General features: G+C 40.5%; 12 protein-coding genes. 10 read left to right on the plus strand and 2 right to left on the minus strand.

Annotated features, from left to right (window positions below):
- Positions 1 to 211: 211 nt before the first annotated feature.
- The 3 genes from N5O98_RS25590 to N5O98_RS25600 are packed head-to-tail and all read left to right on the plus strand — an operon-like array spanning position 212 to position 5,980.
- A complete protein-coding gene (locus tag N5O98_RS25590) occupies positions 212 to 1,609 on the plus strand; it encodes an efflux transporter outer membrane subunit (protein ID WP_022199407.1) in 1,398 nt (465 codons plus the stop codon).
- A gap of 33 nt (positions 1,610 to 1,642) precedes the next feature.
- A complete protein-coding gene (locus N5O98_RS25595; protein WP_004310407.1) occupies positions 1,643 to 2,776 on the plus strand; it encodes an efflux RND transporter periplasmic adaptor subunit in 1,134 nt (377 codons plus the stop codon).
- A gap of 54 nt (positions 2,777 to 2,830) precedes the next feature.
- Positions 2,831 to 5,980 (plus strand): efflux RND transporter permease subunit, encoded by a 3,150-nt coding sequence (locus N5O98_RS25600; RefSeq protein WP_004310408.1) that lies wholly within the window; start codon positions 2,831 to 2,833, stop codon positions 5,978 to 5,980.
- Positions 5,981 to 6,152: 172 nt separating this feature from the next.
- Here N5O98_RS25600 and N5O98_RS25605 read toward each other — a convergent pair whose 3' ends face one another.
- Positions 6,153 to 6,602 (minus strand): type I restriction enzyme HsdR N-terminal domain-containing protein, encoded by a 450-nt coding sequence (locus tag N5O98_RS25605; RefSeq protein WP_004295946.1) that lies wholly within the window; start codon positions 6,600 to 6,602, stop codon positions 6,153 to 6,155.
- A 63-nt stretch (positions 6,603 to 6,665) separates the two neighbouring features.
- Between N5O98_RS25605 and N5O98_RS25610 the strand changes: the two genes are divergently transcribed.
- The 5 genes from N5O98_RS25610 (at position 6,666) to N5O98_RS25630 (ending at position 11,918) form a co-directional block, all read left to right on the plus strand.
- Positions 6,666 to 7,442 (plus strand): AMP nucleosidase, encoded by a 777-nt coding sequence (locus N5O98_RS25610; RefSeq protein ID WP_004303046.1) that lies wholly within the window; start codon positions 6,666 to 6,668, stop codon positions 7,440 to 7,442.
- A gap of 23 nt (positions 7,443 to 7,465) precedes the next feature.
- Complete coding sequence (holA, locus tag N5O98_RS25615) at positions 7,466 to 8,485, plus strand: DNA polymerase III subunit delta (RefSeq protein WP_004310409.1); 1,020 nt, start codon at positions 7,466 to 7,468, stop codon at positions 8,483 to 8,485.
- A gap of 1,210 nt (positions 8,486 to 9,695) precedes the next feature.
- On the plus strand, positions 9,696 to 10,166 hold the full coding sequence (locus N5O98_RS25620) for a helix-turn-helix domain-containing protein (protein WP_004295950.1): 471 nt from the start codon (positions 9,696 to 9,698) through the stop codon (positions 10,164 to 10,166).
- A 76-nt stretch (positions 10,167 to 10,242) separates the two neighbouring features.
- Positions 10,243 to 11,019, plus strand: coding sequence for a dihydroorotate dehydrogenase electron transfer subunit (locus N5O98_RS25625; RefSeq protein ID WP_004295951.1), 777 nt, complete (start codon positions 10,243 to 10,245; stop codon positions 11,017 to 11,019).
- On the plus strand, positions 11,007 to 11,918 hold the full coding sequence (locus N5O98_RS25630; RefSeq protein WP_004295952.1) for a dihydroorotate dehydrogenase: 912 nt from the start codon (positions 11,007 to 11,009) through the stop codon (positions 11,916 to 11,918). Before N5O98_RS25625 ends, N5O98_RS25630 begins: the two co-directional genes overlap by 13 nt.
- Before the next feature lie 216 nt (positions 11,919 to 12,134).
- Here N5O98_RS25630 and trmD read toward each other — a convergent pair whose 3' ends face one another.
- Positions 12,135 to 12,812 (minus strand): tRNA (guanosine(37)-N1)-methyltransferase TrmD, encoded by a 678-nt coding sequence (gene trmD, locus N5O98_RS25635; protein ID WP_004295953.1) that lies wholly within the window; start codon positions 12,810 to 12,812, stop codon positions 12,135 to 12,137.
- A 75-nt stretch (positions 12,813 to 12,887) separates the two neighbouring features.
- On the opposite strand from trmD, the gene ligA reads away from it, so the two are divergent.
- Together ligA and dapA are read left to right on the plus strand one after the other, a co-directional pair.
- Positions 12,888 to 14,888, plus strand: a complete 2,001-nt coding sequence (ligA, locus tag N5O98_RS25640; RefSeq protein WP_004310411.1) for an NAD-dependent DNA ligase LigA — start codon at positions 12,888 to 12,890, stop codon at positions 14,886 to 14,888.
- 59 nt (positions 14,889 to 14,947) lie between these two features.
- Positions 14,948 to 15,841: a 4-hydroxy-tetrahydrodipicolinate synthase gene (gene dapA / locus N5O98_RS25645; RefSeq protein WP_004303039.1), complete on the plus strand. Its 894-nt coding sequence runs from the start codon at positions 14,948 to 14,950 to the stop codon at positions 15,839 to 15,841.
- Positions 15,842 to 16,196: the final 355 nt, after the last annotated feature.

The raw sequence follows: 16,196 nt of genomic DNA on the forward strand, positions 1-16,196 counted from the left end.
ATGCTGGGAACACATAAATCAAAGAAATCTTCAAAAGATCGCAGCTTAAAGAAAGTGAACAGATTTGTATAGTGATGAACAAAAAAAGAGGTGCATCGTGCATTACGACACACCTCCTTTTTTGTTTTAACAAGTGCTCGTATAAAAGGAATCGATAAACAAACTTACCCTTTAGTTGTTATCTTTTCATTTCATAAAAACCTGAACTGATATGAATATACGAGTGTGGGGCACATCGCTCCTTATGTTTCTTTCAACTGTGACCGCGGTTGGACAGACCGCAAACCGTTATTTGAAAGCTCCACTTCCTCAAGATTGGGAAGAGAGCGGGGAAGTGTTTCAACAGATACTTCCGGTAGATGACCATTGGTGGAAGTCATTCCAAGACACCAAACTGGACTCTTTGATAGCTCTGGCAGTAGATCGTAATTACTCCGTTGCCATGGCAATCAACCGTATAGCTGCCGCTCGTGCCAGTCTTTGGATAGAACGCAGTAACTTTTTTCCTTCCATCGGATTGAATGCAGGATGGACCCGTCAGGAAACCAGTGGAAATACAAGTTCACTGCCCCAAACAACCGATCATTATTATGATGCTTCGCTAAGCATGAGCTGGGAGCTTGATATTTTCGGCAGTATCCGGAAACGGGTAAAAGCGCAGAAAGAGAATTTTGCCGCCAGCAAGGAAGAATACACTGGAGTCATGGTCTCATTAGCTGCAGAAGTAGCCTCGGCTTATATCAATCTAAGGGAGTTGCAACAAGAGCTTGAAGTGGTGAAGAAAAACAGTGCTTCGCAGGAAGAAGTCCTGAAAATCACGGAAGTACGCTATAACACCGGGCTGGTTGCTAAACTCGATGTGGCACAGGCCAAGTCTGTATTATATAGCACAAAAGCCTCCATTCCCCAGTTGGAAGCGGGTATCAATCAGTATATCACAACATTGGCTGTCTTATTGGGAATGTATCCCCAGGACATTCGTCCTGTTCTTGAATCTAGTGGTACATTGCCCGATTATATGGAACCTATCGGAGTGGGAATGCCTGTCGATTTATTACTGCGACGGCCTGATGTACGAAGTGCGGAATTGAGCGTAAATGCGCAGGCAGCATTGCTTGGAGCTTCGAAAGCGGATTGGTTGCCGAAAGTTTTCTTGAAAGGTTCATTTGGATATGCCGCCCGTGACCTGAAGGATCTCACCAAAAGTAAAAGTATGACTTATGAAATTGCTCCGTCATTGAACTGGACTATTTTCAATGGAGGACAGCTGGTGAATGCAACCCGGCTGGCAAAAGCGCAACTGGATGAAGCGATCAACCAGTTTAATCAGACGGTTTTAACTGCCGTACAGGAAACGGACAATGCTATGAATTCCTACCGGAATTCAATCAAACAGATTGTAGCCCTGCGGGAAGTACGCAATCAAGGAATTGAGACATTGAAACTTTCACTGGAACTTTATAAACAGGGACTTTCGCCTTTCCAAAACGTACTTGATGCACAACGTTCTCTGTTATCTTATGAGAATCAGCTGGTACAGGCACAAGGTAGTTCGCTTTTGCAACTGATAGCCCTCTACAAGGCTTTAGGGGGTGGTTGGAGAGAATAAAAATCAATCTATAAAATATATAACCTAACAGATATGAAAAAACTGATGTATATCTTTCTTGCACTGCCTATATTGACGGGTTGCAAGGAGAAGAAAAGTACAGGAGCGATGGGAGGTATGCCAACTCCGGAAATTAGTGTGACCAAACCCATAGTGGAGGATATTACTTTGACGAAAGATTATCCGGGTTATCTGACAACAGAAAAGACGGTGAATCTTGTAGCCAGGGTGAACGGAACCTTGCAGTCTACCTCTTATGTCGCAGGTGGACGGGTGAAACAGGGGCAACTGTTGTTTGTCATTGAACCAACCTTATATAAAGATCAGGTGGAGCAAGCAGAAGCAGAACTGAAAACTGCCCAAGCGCAATTGGAATATGCTCGTAATAATTATAGCCGTATGAAAGAGGCTGTAAAGAGTGATGCGGTCAGTCAGATACAGGTACTTCAGGCTGAATCTTCTGTGAAAGAGGGTGTTGCAGCTGTCAGCAACGCGGAAGCAGCTTTGAGCACCGCCCGTACAAACTTGGGATATTGTTATGTCCGTGCACCGTTTGACGGCACCATCAGTAAGGCGACTGTAGATATAGGAAGTTATGTAGGCGGTTCGTTGCAACCAGTCACATTGGCTACTATTTATAAAGATAATCAGATGTATGCTTACTTTAATGTTGCTGATAATCAATGGTTGGCAATGACGATGGATACCCAGCAGTTACCGACTGATCTTCCTAAAAAAATAATGGTTCAACTGGGAAAGGGGGGAACTGAAAGTTATCCGGCTACGCTCGATTATCTTTCACCAAATGTAGATGTGAATACAGGAACACTGATGGTTCGTGCCAATTTTGATAACCCGAAAGGGATATTGAAGAGCGGATTATATGTAAGCATAACTTTACCTTATGGAGAAGCTAAAAATGCCATGTTGGTGAAAGAGGGCTCTATCGGAACCGACCAGTTAGGCAAATACTTATATATTGTAAATGATTCGAATATAGTTCATTACCGGCATATTGAAATAGGGCAGTTGGTCGACGGCACTTTACGGCAGGTATTGGGGGGACTTTCCCCGCAGGAACAGTATGTCACGGAGGCTTTGATGAAAGTCAGAGACGGAATGAAAGTAAAGCCACTTCCTGATTCCCTCCCTAAAAGAGGGAAATAAGGTCTTTTGGATAACTGATTGATTAACAAATGAAATCTTTTAAACCTATACATTATGTTTTCTAAGTTTTTTATCAACCGACCGATATTTGCTACTGTCCTTGCCCTGCTTATTGTAGTAGCCGGTCTGGTCACACTCAATATATTGCCTGTGGCGCAATTTCCGGAGATCACACCGCCAACGGTGCAGGTCTCTGCCGTTTATCCCGGGGCAAATGCTGAAACTGTTGCTCAAACAGTGGGTATTCCTATCGAACAGCAGGTGAATGGTGTAGACGGCATGCTTTATATGTCTTCCAATTCTTCATCTTCGGGAGCATATTCTCTGACTATTACATTCGCTGTTGGTACGGATATCGATATGGCAACTGTGCAGGTACAAAACAGGGTAAGTATCGCACAATCATCGCTGCCGGAACCGGTGGTGGTGCAAGGGGTCACTGTGCAGAAACAATCTTCAAACATTGTGATGTTTTTGACAATGACTTCGCAGGACTCTGTGTACAACAGCCTGTATCTGACTAATTATGCCAAATTGAATTTAGTGGACCAGCTGACACGTGTGCCCGGAGTGGGTGCTGTGAATGTGATGGGAGCAGGGGACTATTCGATGCGCATCTGGCTCGATCCGGAGGCTATGCGTATACGGAATATTTCACCGCAGCAAGTCTATCAATCGATCCAGTCACAGAATGTGGAAGTATCCGCCGGATATATCGGTCAGCCTATCGGACAGGATAATAATAATGCTTTTCAGTATACGTTGAATGTTCAGGGACGATTGAAATCTCCGGAACAGTTCGGGAATATTATTATCCGCCGTGAGCAGGACGGGGCGATGCTTCGTCTGAAAGATATTGCACGCATTGATTTGGGGTCTGCTTCATACAGTGTAGTGTCGCGATTGAATGGAAAACCTACGGCTGCTATTGCTATTTACCAGCAACCGGGGTCCAATTCGCTGGATGTTTCAAAAGGAGTGAAAGCTAAGATGGAAGAACTTGCAGAAAGTTTCCCGTCAGGAGTGGCCTATAATGTCACTTTGGATACGACTGATGTTATCCATGCTTCCATTGATGAAGTGATGGTTACTTTCTTTGAAACAACTTTGTTGGTGATACTCGTTATTTTCTTGTTCCTGCAGAATTGGCGGGCAGTGATTATTCCTTGTATTACTATCCCGGTATCGTTGATCGGTACATTTGCCGTAATGGCGGCATTTGGTTTCTCTATCAACACATTAACATTGTTCGGACTGATTTTAGCAGTTGCTATTGTGGTGGATGATGCGATAGTGGTGGTGGAGAACGCTTCGAGATTATTGGAAACTGGGCAGTACTCACCTCGTGAAGCCGTGACAAAAGCGATGGGAGAGATCACGGGCCCGATTGTCGGGGTGGTTCTCGTATTGCTTGCCGTGTTTATTCCAACAATGATGATTAGTGGAATTTCAGGTCAGCTGTATAAGCAGTTTGCGCTGACTATTGCCGCTTCTACCGTATTGAGCGGTTTCAATTCGTTGACATTGACTCCTGCGCTTTGCGCACTGTTTCTTGAAAAGAGTAAACCTTCTAACTTCTTTATATACAAAGGTTTCAATAAGGCTTATGACAAGACACAAGGGGTATATGACAAAATTGTCAAATGGTTGCTTCAACGTCCGGGAATGGCTCTCGCTTCTTATGGCGCTTTGACTGTTATTGCTCTATTGCTTTTTATGCATTGGCCGTCAACTTTTATCCCGGACGAGGATGACGGATATTTTATTGCTGTTGTTCAACTTCCGCCTGCCGCCAGCCTTGAGCGTACGCAAGCAGTGGGAGAAAAGATAAACGGTATTCTGGATTCTTATCCGGAAGTAAAGAATTATATTGGTATTTCCGGCTTTTCTATCATGGGTGGTGGCGAACAGAGTAACTCGGCAACTTATTTTGTGGTACTGAAAAACTGGAGTGAGAGGAAAGGGAAAGAGCATACGGCTGCTGCCATAGTCAACCGTTTTAATGGTGAAGCGTATATGACTATTCAGGCTGCGGAAGTGTTTGCCATGGTTCCTCCGGCTATTCCGGGGTTGGGTGCATCCGGTGGTTTACAGCTTCAGTTGGAAGACCGGCGTAATCTGGGGCCGACGGAAATGCAGCAGGCCATCAATGCCTTGCTTGCTTCTTATCACTCGAAACCGGCTTTAGCATCTGTATCCAGTCAGTATCAGGCAAATGTTCCTCAATATTTCTTGAATATCGACCGTGACAAAGTCCAGTTCATGGGAATTGCCTTGAACGATGTTTTCTCTACATTGGGCTATTATATGGGAGCGGCTTATGTGAATGATTTTGTTGAATTCGGCCGTATTTACCAGGTGAAGATTGAGGCACGCGATCAAGCACAGCGGGTAATTGATGATGTCTTGAAGCTAAGCGTGCCGAATTCGGCAGGAGAGATGGTGCCTTTTTCTTCTTTCACCAAAGTGGAGGAACAGTTAGGCCAAGACCAGATTAACCGCTATAATATGTACTCGACTGCTTCTCTGACTTGTAATGTTGCTCCGGGAAGTAGTACCGGGCAGGCTATTCAAGAAGTGGAAGCATTGTTTAAGGAACAGCTGGGAGATGAGTTTAGGTATGAATGGACTTCCGTTGCCTATCAGGAAACCCAGGCTGGGAATACGACTACCATTGTTCTGATTATGGCGTTAATTGTTGCTTTTCTGGTACTTGCTGCACAGTATGAAAGTTGGACCAGCCCGGTAGCAGCCGTCATCGGATTGCCGGTAGCCTTATTAGGTGCCATGATTGGCTGTCTGATTATGGGAACTCCAGTCAGTATTTATACGCAAATCGGCATAATCCTGTTGGTTGCGCTTTCTGCAAAGAACGGAATTTTGATTGTGGAATTTGCCCGTGATTTCCGTGCCGAGGGTAATTCAATTAGGGAAGCTGCCTTTGAAGCGGGGCATGTCCGCTTGCGTCCGATCCTGATGACTTCTTTTGCTTTTGTATTAGGAGTGATGCCCTTGTTATTCGCCACCGGTGCAGGTGCACAAAGTCGTATAGCATTGGGTGCCGCTGTGGTATTTGGTATGGCCATGAACACTTTATTGGCTACCATTTATATTCCTAATTTCTACGAATTCATGCAGAAATTGCAAGAGCGATTCAGCAAAAAGAAAGGAAATGAGGATAGTGAGAAAGATGTTGCCGTATAGAAGTAAAAGGCTGTTTGAAGACTACCTGAAAGGGGAGTTGGTATAGTGACGCCATCTGTTTGGGATGGTGTCACCATAGTAAGCAAATAGCGTCACTATCTTGAACGGATAGTGACGCTATTTTATTCTTATAGGTAAGTATGTTTTTTAAGGCGAATGAAGCGGATCATTTTTATAAAGATTTGTAATCTGGAATATCCTGGAGGAACGTATAACTCTGATTCTCATAATCCATCCGGCAACAATAATGTTGCATTCCGTTGCTGACAATCAGATAATCGACCTTCAATACCATATTATACCGGGTGATCTGATCGAAAACAGCCTGTGTGATTTCGATATGTGGTGCTTTATATTCCACAATCATCCGGGCTGATAAATCCCTCCGATAAAGTACGGTGTCGCATCGTTTGGTAGTACCGTTCAACTTTACCATTACTTCATTGGCCAGAAGGGCAGTCGGATATCCTTTGTGTGCAATAAGAAAGTGAACAAAGTGTTGCCGTACCCATTCTTCAGGGGTAAGGGCGACATATCGTTTACGAATTACGTCGAAAATTACATTTTTTCCGTTTCGTACGTTTATTTTAGTGTCGAATACTGGTAGGTTTAACGATAACATTTATTATTTTTGTAAGTTAAATAATGGTTCCCATTATTGGGAGCACAAATTTAATAGATAATTATGAAAACAAAAGAAGAAATCGTAGCTAATTGGCTGCCCCGTTACACAAAACGTAACCTGGAGGATTTTGGAGAGTATATTCTGTTGACTAACTTCAACAAGTACGTCGAGATTTTCGCAAATCAGTTTAATGTTCCCATCTTAGGAAGGGATGCAAATATGATTTCTGCTTCTGCCGAAGGCATCACTATGATTAACTTTGGTATGGGAAGTCCTAACGCTGCCATCATCATGGACTTGCTGGGAGCTATTCAACCCAAGGCTTGTTTGTTTTTGGGAAAATGTGGTGGCATCGACAAGAAAAATCAGCTTGGCGATTTGATTCTCCCTATTGCAGCTATCCGTGGAGAGGGAACTTCTAACGATTATTTTCCTCCCGAAGTTCCTGCATTACCTGCATTTATGTTGCAGCGTGCCGTTTCTTCATCCATCCGTGACAAAGGCCGTGACTATTGGACTGGTACCGTATATACCACCAACCGCCGTATCTGGGAACATGATGATGTATTCAAAGAATATCTGAAAAAGACCCGGGCTATGGCAGTTGATATGGAAACTGCAACTTTGTTCAGTTGTGGCTTTGCCAATCATATTCCTACCGGCGCATTATTATTAGTGTCCGATCAGCCAATGACCCCCGACGGAGTAAAAACAGATAGAAGTGATAATTTGGTTACCAGAAATTATGTAGAAGAGCATGTTGAAATTGGTATTGCTTCTTTGCGCATGATTATTGATGAAAAGAAAACTGTTAAACACTTGAAATTCGACTGGTAATCCGGTCTTTCTGAAAATTATATATGGCAAAACAAGAACTGACCTGTGATGACATCCTCAAGGAATTGAGAGCAAAGCAGTATCGCCCTATCTATTACCTGATGGGAGAAGAGTCGTATTATATCGACTTGATTGCAGATTACATAACGGATAATGTGTTGAGTGAGACGGAAAAAGAATTCAACCTGACTGTTGTGTATGGGGCTGATGTGGATGTGGCAACGATTATAAATGCTGCAAAGCGTTATCCCATGATGTCGGAACACCAAGTAGTAGTAGTTAAGGAAGCACAGGCGGTACGTAATATGGAAGAGTTGTCGTATTATCTTCAAAAGCCTTTGCTTTCCACCATTTTAGTGATATGCCATAAGCATGGAACGTTGGATCGTAGAAAGAAGCTGGCTGCCGAGGTGGACAAAGTTGGTGTACTGTTTGAATCTAAAAAAATAAAGGATGCACAACTTCCCGGTTTTATAGCTTCATATATGAAACGGAAAGGAGTTGATATGGAACCTAAAGCAACTGTTATGCTTGCTGATTTTGTAGGTTCAGATTTGAGTCGTCTGACCGGAGAACTTGAAAAGTTGATTATCACTTTACCTGCCGGGCAAAAACGCATAACTCCTGAACAGATAGAAAAAAACATAGGCATAAGCAAAGATTATAATAACTTTGAATTGCGCAGTGCTTTAGTGGAAAAGGATATATTGAAAGCAAATAAGATAATAAAATATTTTGAGGAAAATCCGAAAACTAACCCAATCCAAATGACGCTGTCTTTATTATTCAGCTTTTACTCCAATCTAATGTTGGCTTATTATGCACCGGATAAATCAGAGCAAGGGATCGCAAATATGCTAGGACTAAGAACTCCCTGGCAGGCCCGGGATTATATGGCAGCAATGCGAAAATATAGCGGAGTAAAGACGATGCAGATTGTTGGAGAAATACGATATGCTGATGCAAAATCCAAAGGAGTCCAAAATAGTTCTATGACAGATGGAGATATTCTTCGTGAATTAGTGTTCAAAATTTTGCATTAAGTAGGATTAAGAATTACCTATATAATCAGACATATACTTTTACCGTAGATAGAAACGGGAAGTATATGTCTTTTTTTGTATTCCCGCAATTACTTCCATTATAAAAAAGACTTTCACAATGCCAGTGATTATTTTACAAATAGATTTACTCCTTTTGTAGTTTTATAGAGTTACCCATTTAACGAACTACACAAAGTATATTTTTAGAATTTTGTATTGATCTATCTTCAAGGAAACTTTTTCTTTTAAATAGGAGCTTTAATTTTTAAACGAGAAAAGTTTACTTATTCTTGAGTTTATCAAAAAAGCATTTTGGATTTTAAAGGTATCGTTTTATAGTGAGAATGGAGATTTTTTCTTTTCTCTAAAATCATCCATTAGTGTCATTTTGATAATCCAGAGTATTTTTGATTACTATAAGCCTATTTTTTCTAGTTTAATAGAAAAATAGAATCTGAATTATAGGGGTAAGTATTTGTATTTCATTTGTTTATGCTAAAAATGAGCTTCCTAGAATTGAAAAAAAATAAATAAGTGGAGATCGGTACGGAAATATTGCAAGGATTCTCTTTTTAGAGAAGATTGTAAAGGATGATTAGAAAAAAATAGCAATATACATTGGTAAAGTATGAGTTGATCCCTTCCTTTTATTGCTTTTGCAACTATCAATATTTACTTTTGTGTATTTATGTGGTTACAAATGTGTCGTATATTTATGAGAATGAATTCCAAATGTAATCAAAAGATGGTGTTTACAATAATATATTTATGCATTTACAAAAATAATACCCTATATACAAATGTAGTTTCTCAGGCATTAACAAATACTTTTATCTCTATTATCTTATTATAAATCAAGATTATATAGTTTATTATATCAATTAGTGCTATAAGCGCCTTCTACATGTGGTATGTATATTTGTGAATGTCTCTATTCGAGTTCCATTTGTGTTATATATATGGTTGTATATCTGTGTTTTATGATATATAATTAAACTAAAGCTATATGCTTATAATAACTCGTTTTATTCTATATACAAGCGTAATATTCGATTTGTATAATATAATACACTTTTATAATATTAATATTTTTATATTTGTAATTTGCTTTTGTGAATCTAATTATTTACCTTTGTATAATCAATGAGATAGTGCGTATTTTTGTGAAATAGGTACATAACACATACAATTGTAATAAAAAGAAGGTAGTATGGAAATAAAAGACAGAATCAGAATGATAATGGAAAGAGAAAAAGTTCCTCCTAGAGTTTTTGCTGAAACAATTGGAGTGCAACAATCTACTCTCTCTCATATTTTAAATGATCGGAATAAACCCAGCTTAGAGGTCGTTATGAAGGTTCATCAAAAGTATGACTATGTAAATCTTGAATGGTTGCTTTATGGTAAGGGCGAAATGATGGTGTCTGAAGAAGGAACTTCCTTTTCTTCTTCTAATCACGATTATCTGCCTTCTTTATTCGACGAGAATCCCGTAAATCCGTCCAAAGAACCGACTCTTCCGGAAAATCGCAAGGAAACGCCGTTAAGAAACGCCGAAAATGCCCCCAAAGAGATTGTAAAACAGGAGATTAGGTATATAGAAAAGCCTGCCAGGAAAATCACGGAAATAAGAATATTTTTCGATGATAATACCTATGAGACGTTTCGACCTGAAAAATGAAGAGTAAAATCGGTGGTTTGAGCAATTTCCTGTATCTTTGCACCCGGAATACGAATTTATACTTTTATATCCATACATGAAGAAATTTATTTTAGATCTGACAGTGACCGAGAATATCAGATTGAATGCAAACTATGTATTGCTAAAATTGACCTCTCAGTCATTACTGCCCGAAATGTTACCTGGGCAGTTTGCCGAACTCCGGGTGGACGGTTCGCCTACTACATTCTTACGGCGTCCCATTTCTATTAATTTTGTAGATAAACAGCGAAATGAGGTCTGGTTTCTGATCCAGCTGGTTGGTGATGGAACAAGACGTTTGGCAGAGGTTAATCCCGGTGAAACAATAAATGTAGTGCTTCCACTGGGAAATGCATATACAATGCCTCTGGAGGCTTCTGATAAGCTCTTATTAGTTGGTGGAGGTGTCGGAACAGCCCCTATGCTTTATTTAGGTGAGCAGTTGGCTAAAAAAGGCCATAAACCTACGTTCCTGTTAGGTGCCCGTAGCGACAAAGATCTGTTGCAGCTGGAAGAGTTTGCCAAATATGGAGAGGTATATACCACCACGGAAGATGGTAGCCATGGAGAAAAAGGATATGTTACCCAACATTCTATATTAAATAAGGTACGATTTGAGCAGATTTACACTTGTGGTCCCAAACCGATGATGGTGGCTGTGGCAAAATATGCCAAAAGTAATCAGATAGAATGTGAAGTATCTTTGGAAAATACAATGGCTTGTGGTATCGGAGCATGCTTATGTTGTGTGGAAAATACGACAGAAGGTCATTTGTGTGTATGTAAAGAAGGTCCTGTTTTTAATATAAATAAACTACTATGGCAGATTTAAGTGTAAACATTGGTGAATTACAAATGAAAAACCCGGTGATGACAGCATCTGGTACATTTGGATATGGTGAAGAGTTCTCCGACTTCATTGATATAGCGCGAATAGGTGGTATTATTGTAAAAGGAACTACTCTTCACAAACGTGAAGGAAACCCTTATCCGCGTATGGCAGAGACTCCTTCTGGGATGTTAAACGCTGTAGGACTGCAAAATAAGGGTGTTGATTACTTTGTGGAGCATATATATCCCCGTATAAAAGACATCCAAACGAATATGATTGTAAACGTTTCGGGATCTGCCATCGAAGATTATGTAAAAACAGCTGAAATCATTAATGAACTTGACAAAATTCCTGCTATAGAGCTAAACATCTCTTGCCCTAATGTAAAGCAAGGTGGTATGGCTTTTGGTGTGTCAGCAAAAGGGGCGTCAGAAGTAGTAAAAGCAGTGCGTTCAGCTTACAAAAAGACACTTATCGTAAAACTCTCCCCGAACGTTACGGACATCACTGAAATAGCTCGTGCAGCAGAAGAAAGTGGTGCGGATAGCGTGTCATTAATCAATACATTGCTGGGTATGGCGATTGATGCGGAACGTAAACGCCCTATTTTGTCAACTATAACAGGCGGAATGTCGGGAGCAGCCGTAAAACCTATCGCATTACGTATGGTATGGCAAGTTGCCAAGGCGGTAAATATTCCTGTCATTGGATTGGGAGGTATTATGGACTGGAAAGATGCTGTTGAATTCATGCTTGCAGGTGCGACGGCCATCCAAATTGGTACGGCAAATTTCATAGATCCTGCTGTGACTATTAAAGTGGAAGATGGTATAAATAATTACCTGGAAAGACACGGATGTAAGTCTGTAAAGGAAATAATTGGTGCGCTTGAGGTGTAATTGAAAACATACAATAACCCTTCGCATTAAGTCTGCAAGAAAAATGCTATTTCTCTTTTAAATAAAGAAAGGATAAACAGGCAGGTAGTGGCAGATGAAAAAGAAGTTCGTGTTTAGAGGAATTGTCTACGGACAGAATCTTTAGATTGAAGATAAAATAAAAACGACGGTGAGGATTTACGTAATCTTCATCGTCGTTTTTATTTACACTTTATTTTACTCCCCTAATAGGTCGGGACGAAGTTTTCTGGTGCGTTCCAGGGACTGTTGCAGTTCCCATTCTTTGATCTTTGCTTCATGCCCGGATAATAGAATATCGGGAACTTTCCAGCCTTTATAATCAGCAGGTCGTGTATATACAGGTGCTGCCAGCAAATTATCCTGGAAAGAATCGGAAAGTGCGGATTGTTCATCGGAGATGACTCCGGGAATGATACGTACGATAGCATCTGCCATCACTGCTGCCGCTAGTTCTCCTCCTGTTAATACATAATCGCCGATACTGATTTCTTTAGTAATCAGATGTTCGCGAATACGGTAATCGATGCCTTTAAAGTGTCCGCAAAGAATAATGAGATTCTGTGCCAGAGAGAGAGTGTTGGCCATCGGTTGGTTGAATTGTTCTCCGTCAGGGGTCGTGAAGATAACTTCATCGTAGTCACGTTCTGCCTTTAGAGCATTGATGCAGCGTTCGATAGGTTCTATTTTCATCACCATTCCGGCAAATCCTCCAAAAGGATAATCATCGACACGACGATATTTATCTTCGGTGTAATCACGTAAATTGTGAATGTGTATTTCTGCAAGTCCTTTATCTTGAGCTCGTTTCATGATAGAACAATTGAAGAAACCTTCAATCATTTCGGGTAAAACTGTTATAATATCAATGCGCATAATCTTTTAATTTTTCGCAAAAGTACAAATATTCAAAGATAAACATGTATTTTTGCCTTAAACAATCGAAGAAATATGGATATAAAAGAAAAAATAGAGGAATTGCGTGCCGAACTTCATCGGCATAATTATAATTATTATGTGTTGAATGCTCCTGAAATCTCGGATAAAGAGTTTGACGATAAGATGCGTGAACTTCAGGATCTGGAACAAGCACATCCGGAATATAAAGATGAAAATTCACCCACTATGCGCGTGGGGAGCGACTTGAACAAGAATTTTACGCAAGTGGCTCATAAATATCCTATGCTGTCATTGGCAAATACATATTCGGAAGCGGAAGTGACGGACTTCTACGATCGTGTCCGTAAAGCGCTAAATGAGGATTTCGAGATTTGTTGTGAAATGAAATATGACGGTACTTCTATTTCGTTGACCTATGAAAATGGGAAGTTGGTTCGTGCCGTTACCCGTGGAGATGGAGAAAAAGGCGATGATGTGACGGATAATGTGAAAACAATCCGTTCTATCCCGCTTGTATTACATGGTGATAATTATCCTGCTTCTTTTGAGATACGTGGGGAAATTCTTATGCCATGGGAAGTGTTTGAAGAGTTGAATCGGGAAAAAGAGGCACGTGAAGAACCGCTTTTTGCCAATCCAAGAAATGCGGCGTCCGGTACATTGAAGTTGCAAAATTCTTCTATTGTAGCTTCTCGCAAGCTGGATGCTTATTTATATTATTTATTGGGAGATAATCTGCCTTGTGACGGACATTATGAAAATCTTCAGGAAGCGGCAAAATGGGGCTTTAAAATCTCTGATTTGACGCGTAAGTGCCAGACATTGGAGGAGGTCTTTGAATTTATCAACTATTGGGATGTAGAACGTAAAAATCTACCGGTTGCCACAGACGGGATTGTTTTAAAGGTGAACAGTTTGAGACAACAGAAAAATTTGGGTTTTACGGCTAAGTCTCCTCGATGGGCTATTGCCTATAAATTCCAGGCAGAACGTGCATTGACCCGATTGAATAAGGTGACCTATCAGGTAGGAAGAACCGGAGCAGTCACTCCGGTAGCTAATCTGGACCCTGTACAGCTTTCGGGAACTGTCGTAAAACGTGCATCCTTACATAATGCGGATATCATCGAAGGACTTGATTTGCATATCGGAGACATGGTTTATGTGGAAAAAGGTGGTGAAATTATTCCTAAGATTACGGGAGTAGATAAAGATGCACGTAGTTTTATGCTTGGGGAGAAGGTTCGATTCATCGTCAATTGTCCCGAATGTGGTAGTAAATTAGTCAGGTATGAAGGGGAGGCCGCTCATTATTGCCCCAATGAAACAGCGTGTCCTCCTCAAATCAAAGGCAAAATCGAGCATTTTATTAGTCGAAAGGCTATGAATATTGATGGATTGGGACCGGAAACCGTGGATATGTTCTATCGTTTGGGATTAATTAAAAATACGGCCGACTTATATAAACTCACAGCTGATGATATCAAAGGTTTGGATCGTATGGGAGAAAAATCGGCGGAGAACATTATAACGGGGATTGCACAAAGCAAAACCGTTCCTTTCGAGCGTGTTATTTTTGCTTTGGGAATTCGTTTTGTTGGTGAGACTGTGGCCAAAAAGATAGCAAAATCGTTTGAGAATATAGATGATCTGCAACAGGCAGATCTTGAAAAATTGGTAAGTATCGATGAAATCGGAGAAAAAATAGCCCAGAGTATACTTGCATATTTTGCGAATGAGTCTAATCGTGAGTTGGTTGCCAAGCTAAAAGAGGCCGGACTGCAGCTTTATCGCACCGAAGAAGATTTAAGCGGATATACGGATAAGTTAGCGGGACAGTCTATCGTTATCAGCGGTGTGTTTGTTCATCATTCACGTGACGAATATAAAGAGCTTATCGAGAAAAACGGAGGGAAAAATGTAGGAAGCATTTCTGCGAAAACAAGTTTTATACTGGCTGGGGACAATATGGGACCTGCAAAGCTTGAAAAAGCAAAAAAACTTGGAATAACCATATTAAGCGAAGACGAATTTCTGAAACTTATATCGTAAGATAAGAAAAATATTCGTACTTTTGCGGCTAAATAAATTAGAGATTATAATTAAAACTCATGATACAGACTAAATTGAAAGGAATGGGGGTAGCACTGATTACTCCTTTCAAAGAGGATGAGAGCGTTGACTATGACGCGTTGATGCGTATGGTGGACTATCTATTACAGAATAATGCGGATTTTTTGTGTGTGCTGGGGACTACAGCTGAAACACCGACTCTGACCGAGGAAGAAAAGAAAACTATAAAAAAGATGGTAATTGACCGCGTTAACGGAAGAATTCCTATTCTGTTGGGTGTAGGTGGTAATAATACTCGTGCTATTGTAGAAACATTGAAAAATGATGATTTCACAGGAGTTGATGCCATATTGTCTGTTGTGCCGTATTATAATAAACCTTCTCAAGAAGGTATTTATCAGCATTATAAAGCGATTGCGGAAGCTACGGAGCTCCCCATCGTATTGTATAATGTTCCGGGACGTACGGGGGTAAATATGACTGCTGAAACTACTTTGCGGATTGCCCGCGATTTTAAGAATGTAGTTGCTATTAAAGAAGCATCCGGCAATATTACGCAAATGGATGATATTATTAAAAATAAACCGGAAAATTTCAATGTAATCTCCGGAGATGATGGTATAACCTTTCCGCTTATTACATTGGGAGCCGTTGGTGTGATTTCAGTAATCGGTAATGCTTTTCCTCGTGAATTTAGCCGTATGACGCGCCTGGCGCTTCAAGGAGACTTTGCCAATGCATTAACCATTCACCATCGATTCACGGAATTATTCAATTTATTGTTTGTTGATGGAAATCCGGCAGGAGTAAAATCAATGTTGAATGCCATGGGTATGATCGAGAATAAACTTCGGTTGCCACTAGTTCCTACTCGCATTACCACATTTGAGGCAATACGCAAGGTTTTGAATGAGTTGAATATTAAATGTTGATGCCTTCTTCAGCGAGGAATTCATAATAAACACTTAGATGATTTATTTTAAGACAGTCGCTGTCTATTGTGAAAGGGTTATATTTCTTATTAATTACGTTTTTCGATACAGGTTTTTCACCTTCCTAAAGCATAGCTTTAGGGAACGGATAGCTACGCTTTAGCCTATCTAAAGCATAGCTATTTGAGGGCTTGATAAGAAATTCTAATAGCCATTGTGACATATTTCATTTCCAAGTAAGCGTCTCCGCGATTCTATCTTGTCGGCCTTTTTTCATTCTTATATTTTTGCTATGTATAAAAATGAAGCATTATGGATTTAGCAGAAAATCGATTTGGAAAAACTTGGAAACATT

Source organism: Bacteroides sp. LFL-34 (genome assembly GCF_027257075.1).
Lineage (GTDB): Bacteria > Bacteroidota > Bacteroidia > Bacteroidales > Bacteroidaceae > Bacteroides > Bacteroides ovatus.

Excerpts from the sequence above, each read along its gene's own strand:
- N5O98_RS25605 (WP_004295946.1), bottom strand. The coding sequence starts at position 6,602 with ATGTTATCGTTAAACCTACCAGTATTCGACACTAAAATAAACGTACGA.
- trmD (WP_004295953.1), bottom strand. The coding sequence starts at position 12,812 with ATGCGCATTGATATTATAACAGTTTTACCCGAAATGATTGAAGGTTTC.
- N5O98_RS25595 (WP_004310407.1), top strand. The coding sequence starts at position 1,643 with ATGAAAAAACTGATGTATATCTTTCTTGCACTGCCTATATTGACGGGT.
- N5O98_RS25590 (WP_022199407.1), top strand. The coding sequence starts at position 212 with ATGAATATACGAGTGTGGGGCACATCGCTCCTTATGTTTCTTTCAACT.
- N5O98_RS25625 (WP_004295951.1), top strand. The coding sequence starts at position 10,243 with ATGAAGAAATTTATTTTAGATCTGACAGTGACCGAGAATATCAGATTG.
- N5O98_RS25610 (WP_004303046.1), top strand. The coding sequence starts at position 6,666 with ATGAAAACAAAAGAAGAAATCGTAGCTAATTGGCTGCCCCGTTACACA.
- dapA (WP_004303039.1), top strand. The coding sequence starts at position 14,948 with ATGATACAGACTAAATTGAAAGGAATGGGGGTAGCACTGATTACTCCT.
- N5O98_RS25620 (WP_004295950.1), top strand. The coding sequence starts at position 9,696 with ATGGAAATAAAAGACAGAATCAGAATGATAATGGAAAGAGAAAAAGTT.
- N5O98_RS25600 (WP_004310408.1), top strand. The coding sequence starts at position 2,831 with ATGTTTTCTAAGTTTTTTATCAACCGACCGATATTTGCTACTGTCCTT.
- holA (WP_004310409.1), top strand. The coding sequence starts at position 7,466 with ATGGCAAAACAAGAACTGACCTGTGATGACATCCTCAAGGAATTGAGA.
- ligA (WP_004310411.1), top strand. The coding sequence starts at position 12,888 with ATGGATATAAAAGAAAAAATAGAGGAATTGCGTGCCGAACTTCATCGG.
- N5O98_RS25630 (WP_004295952.1), top strand. The coding sequence starts at position 11,007 with ATGGCAGATTTAAGTGTAAACATTGGTGAATTACAAATGAAAAACCCG.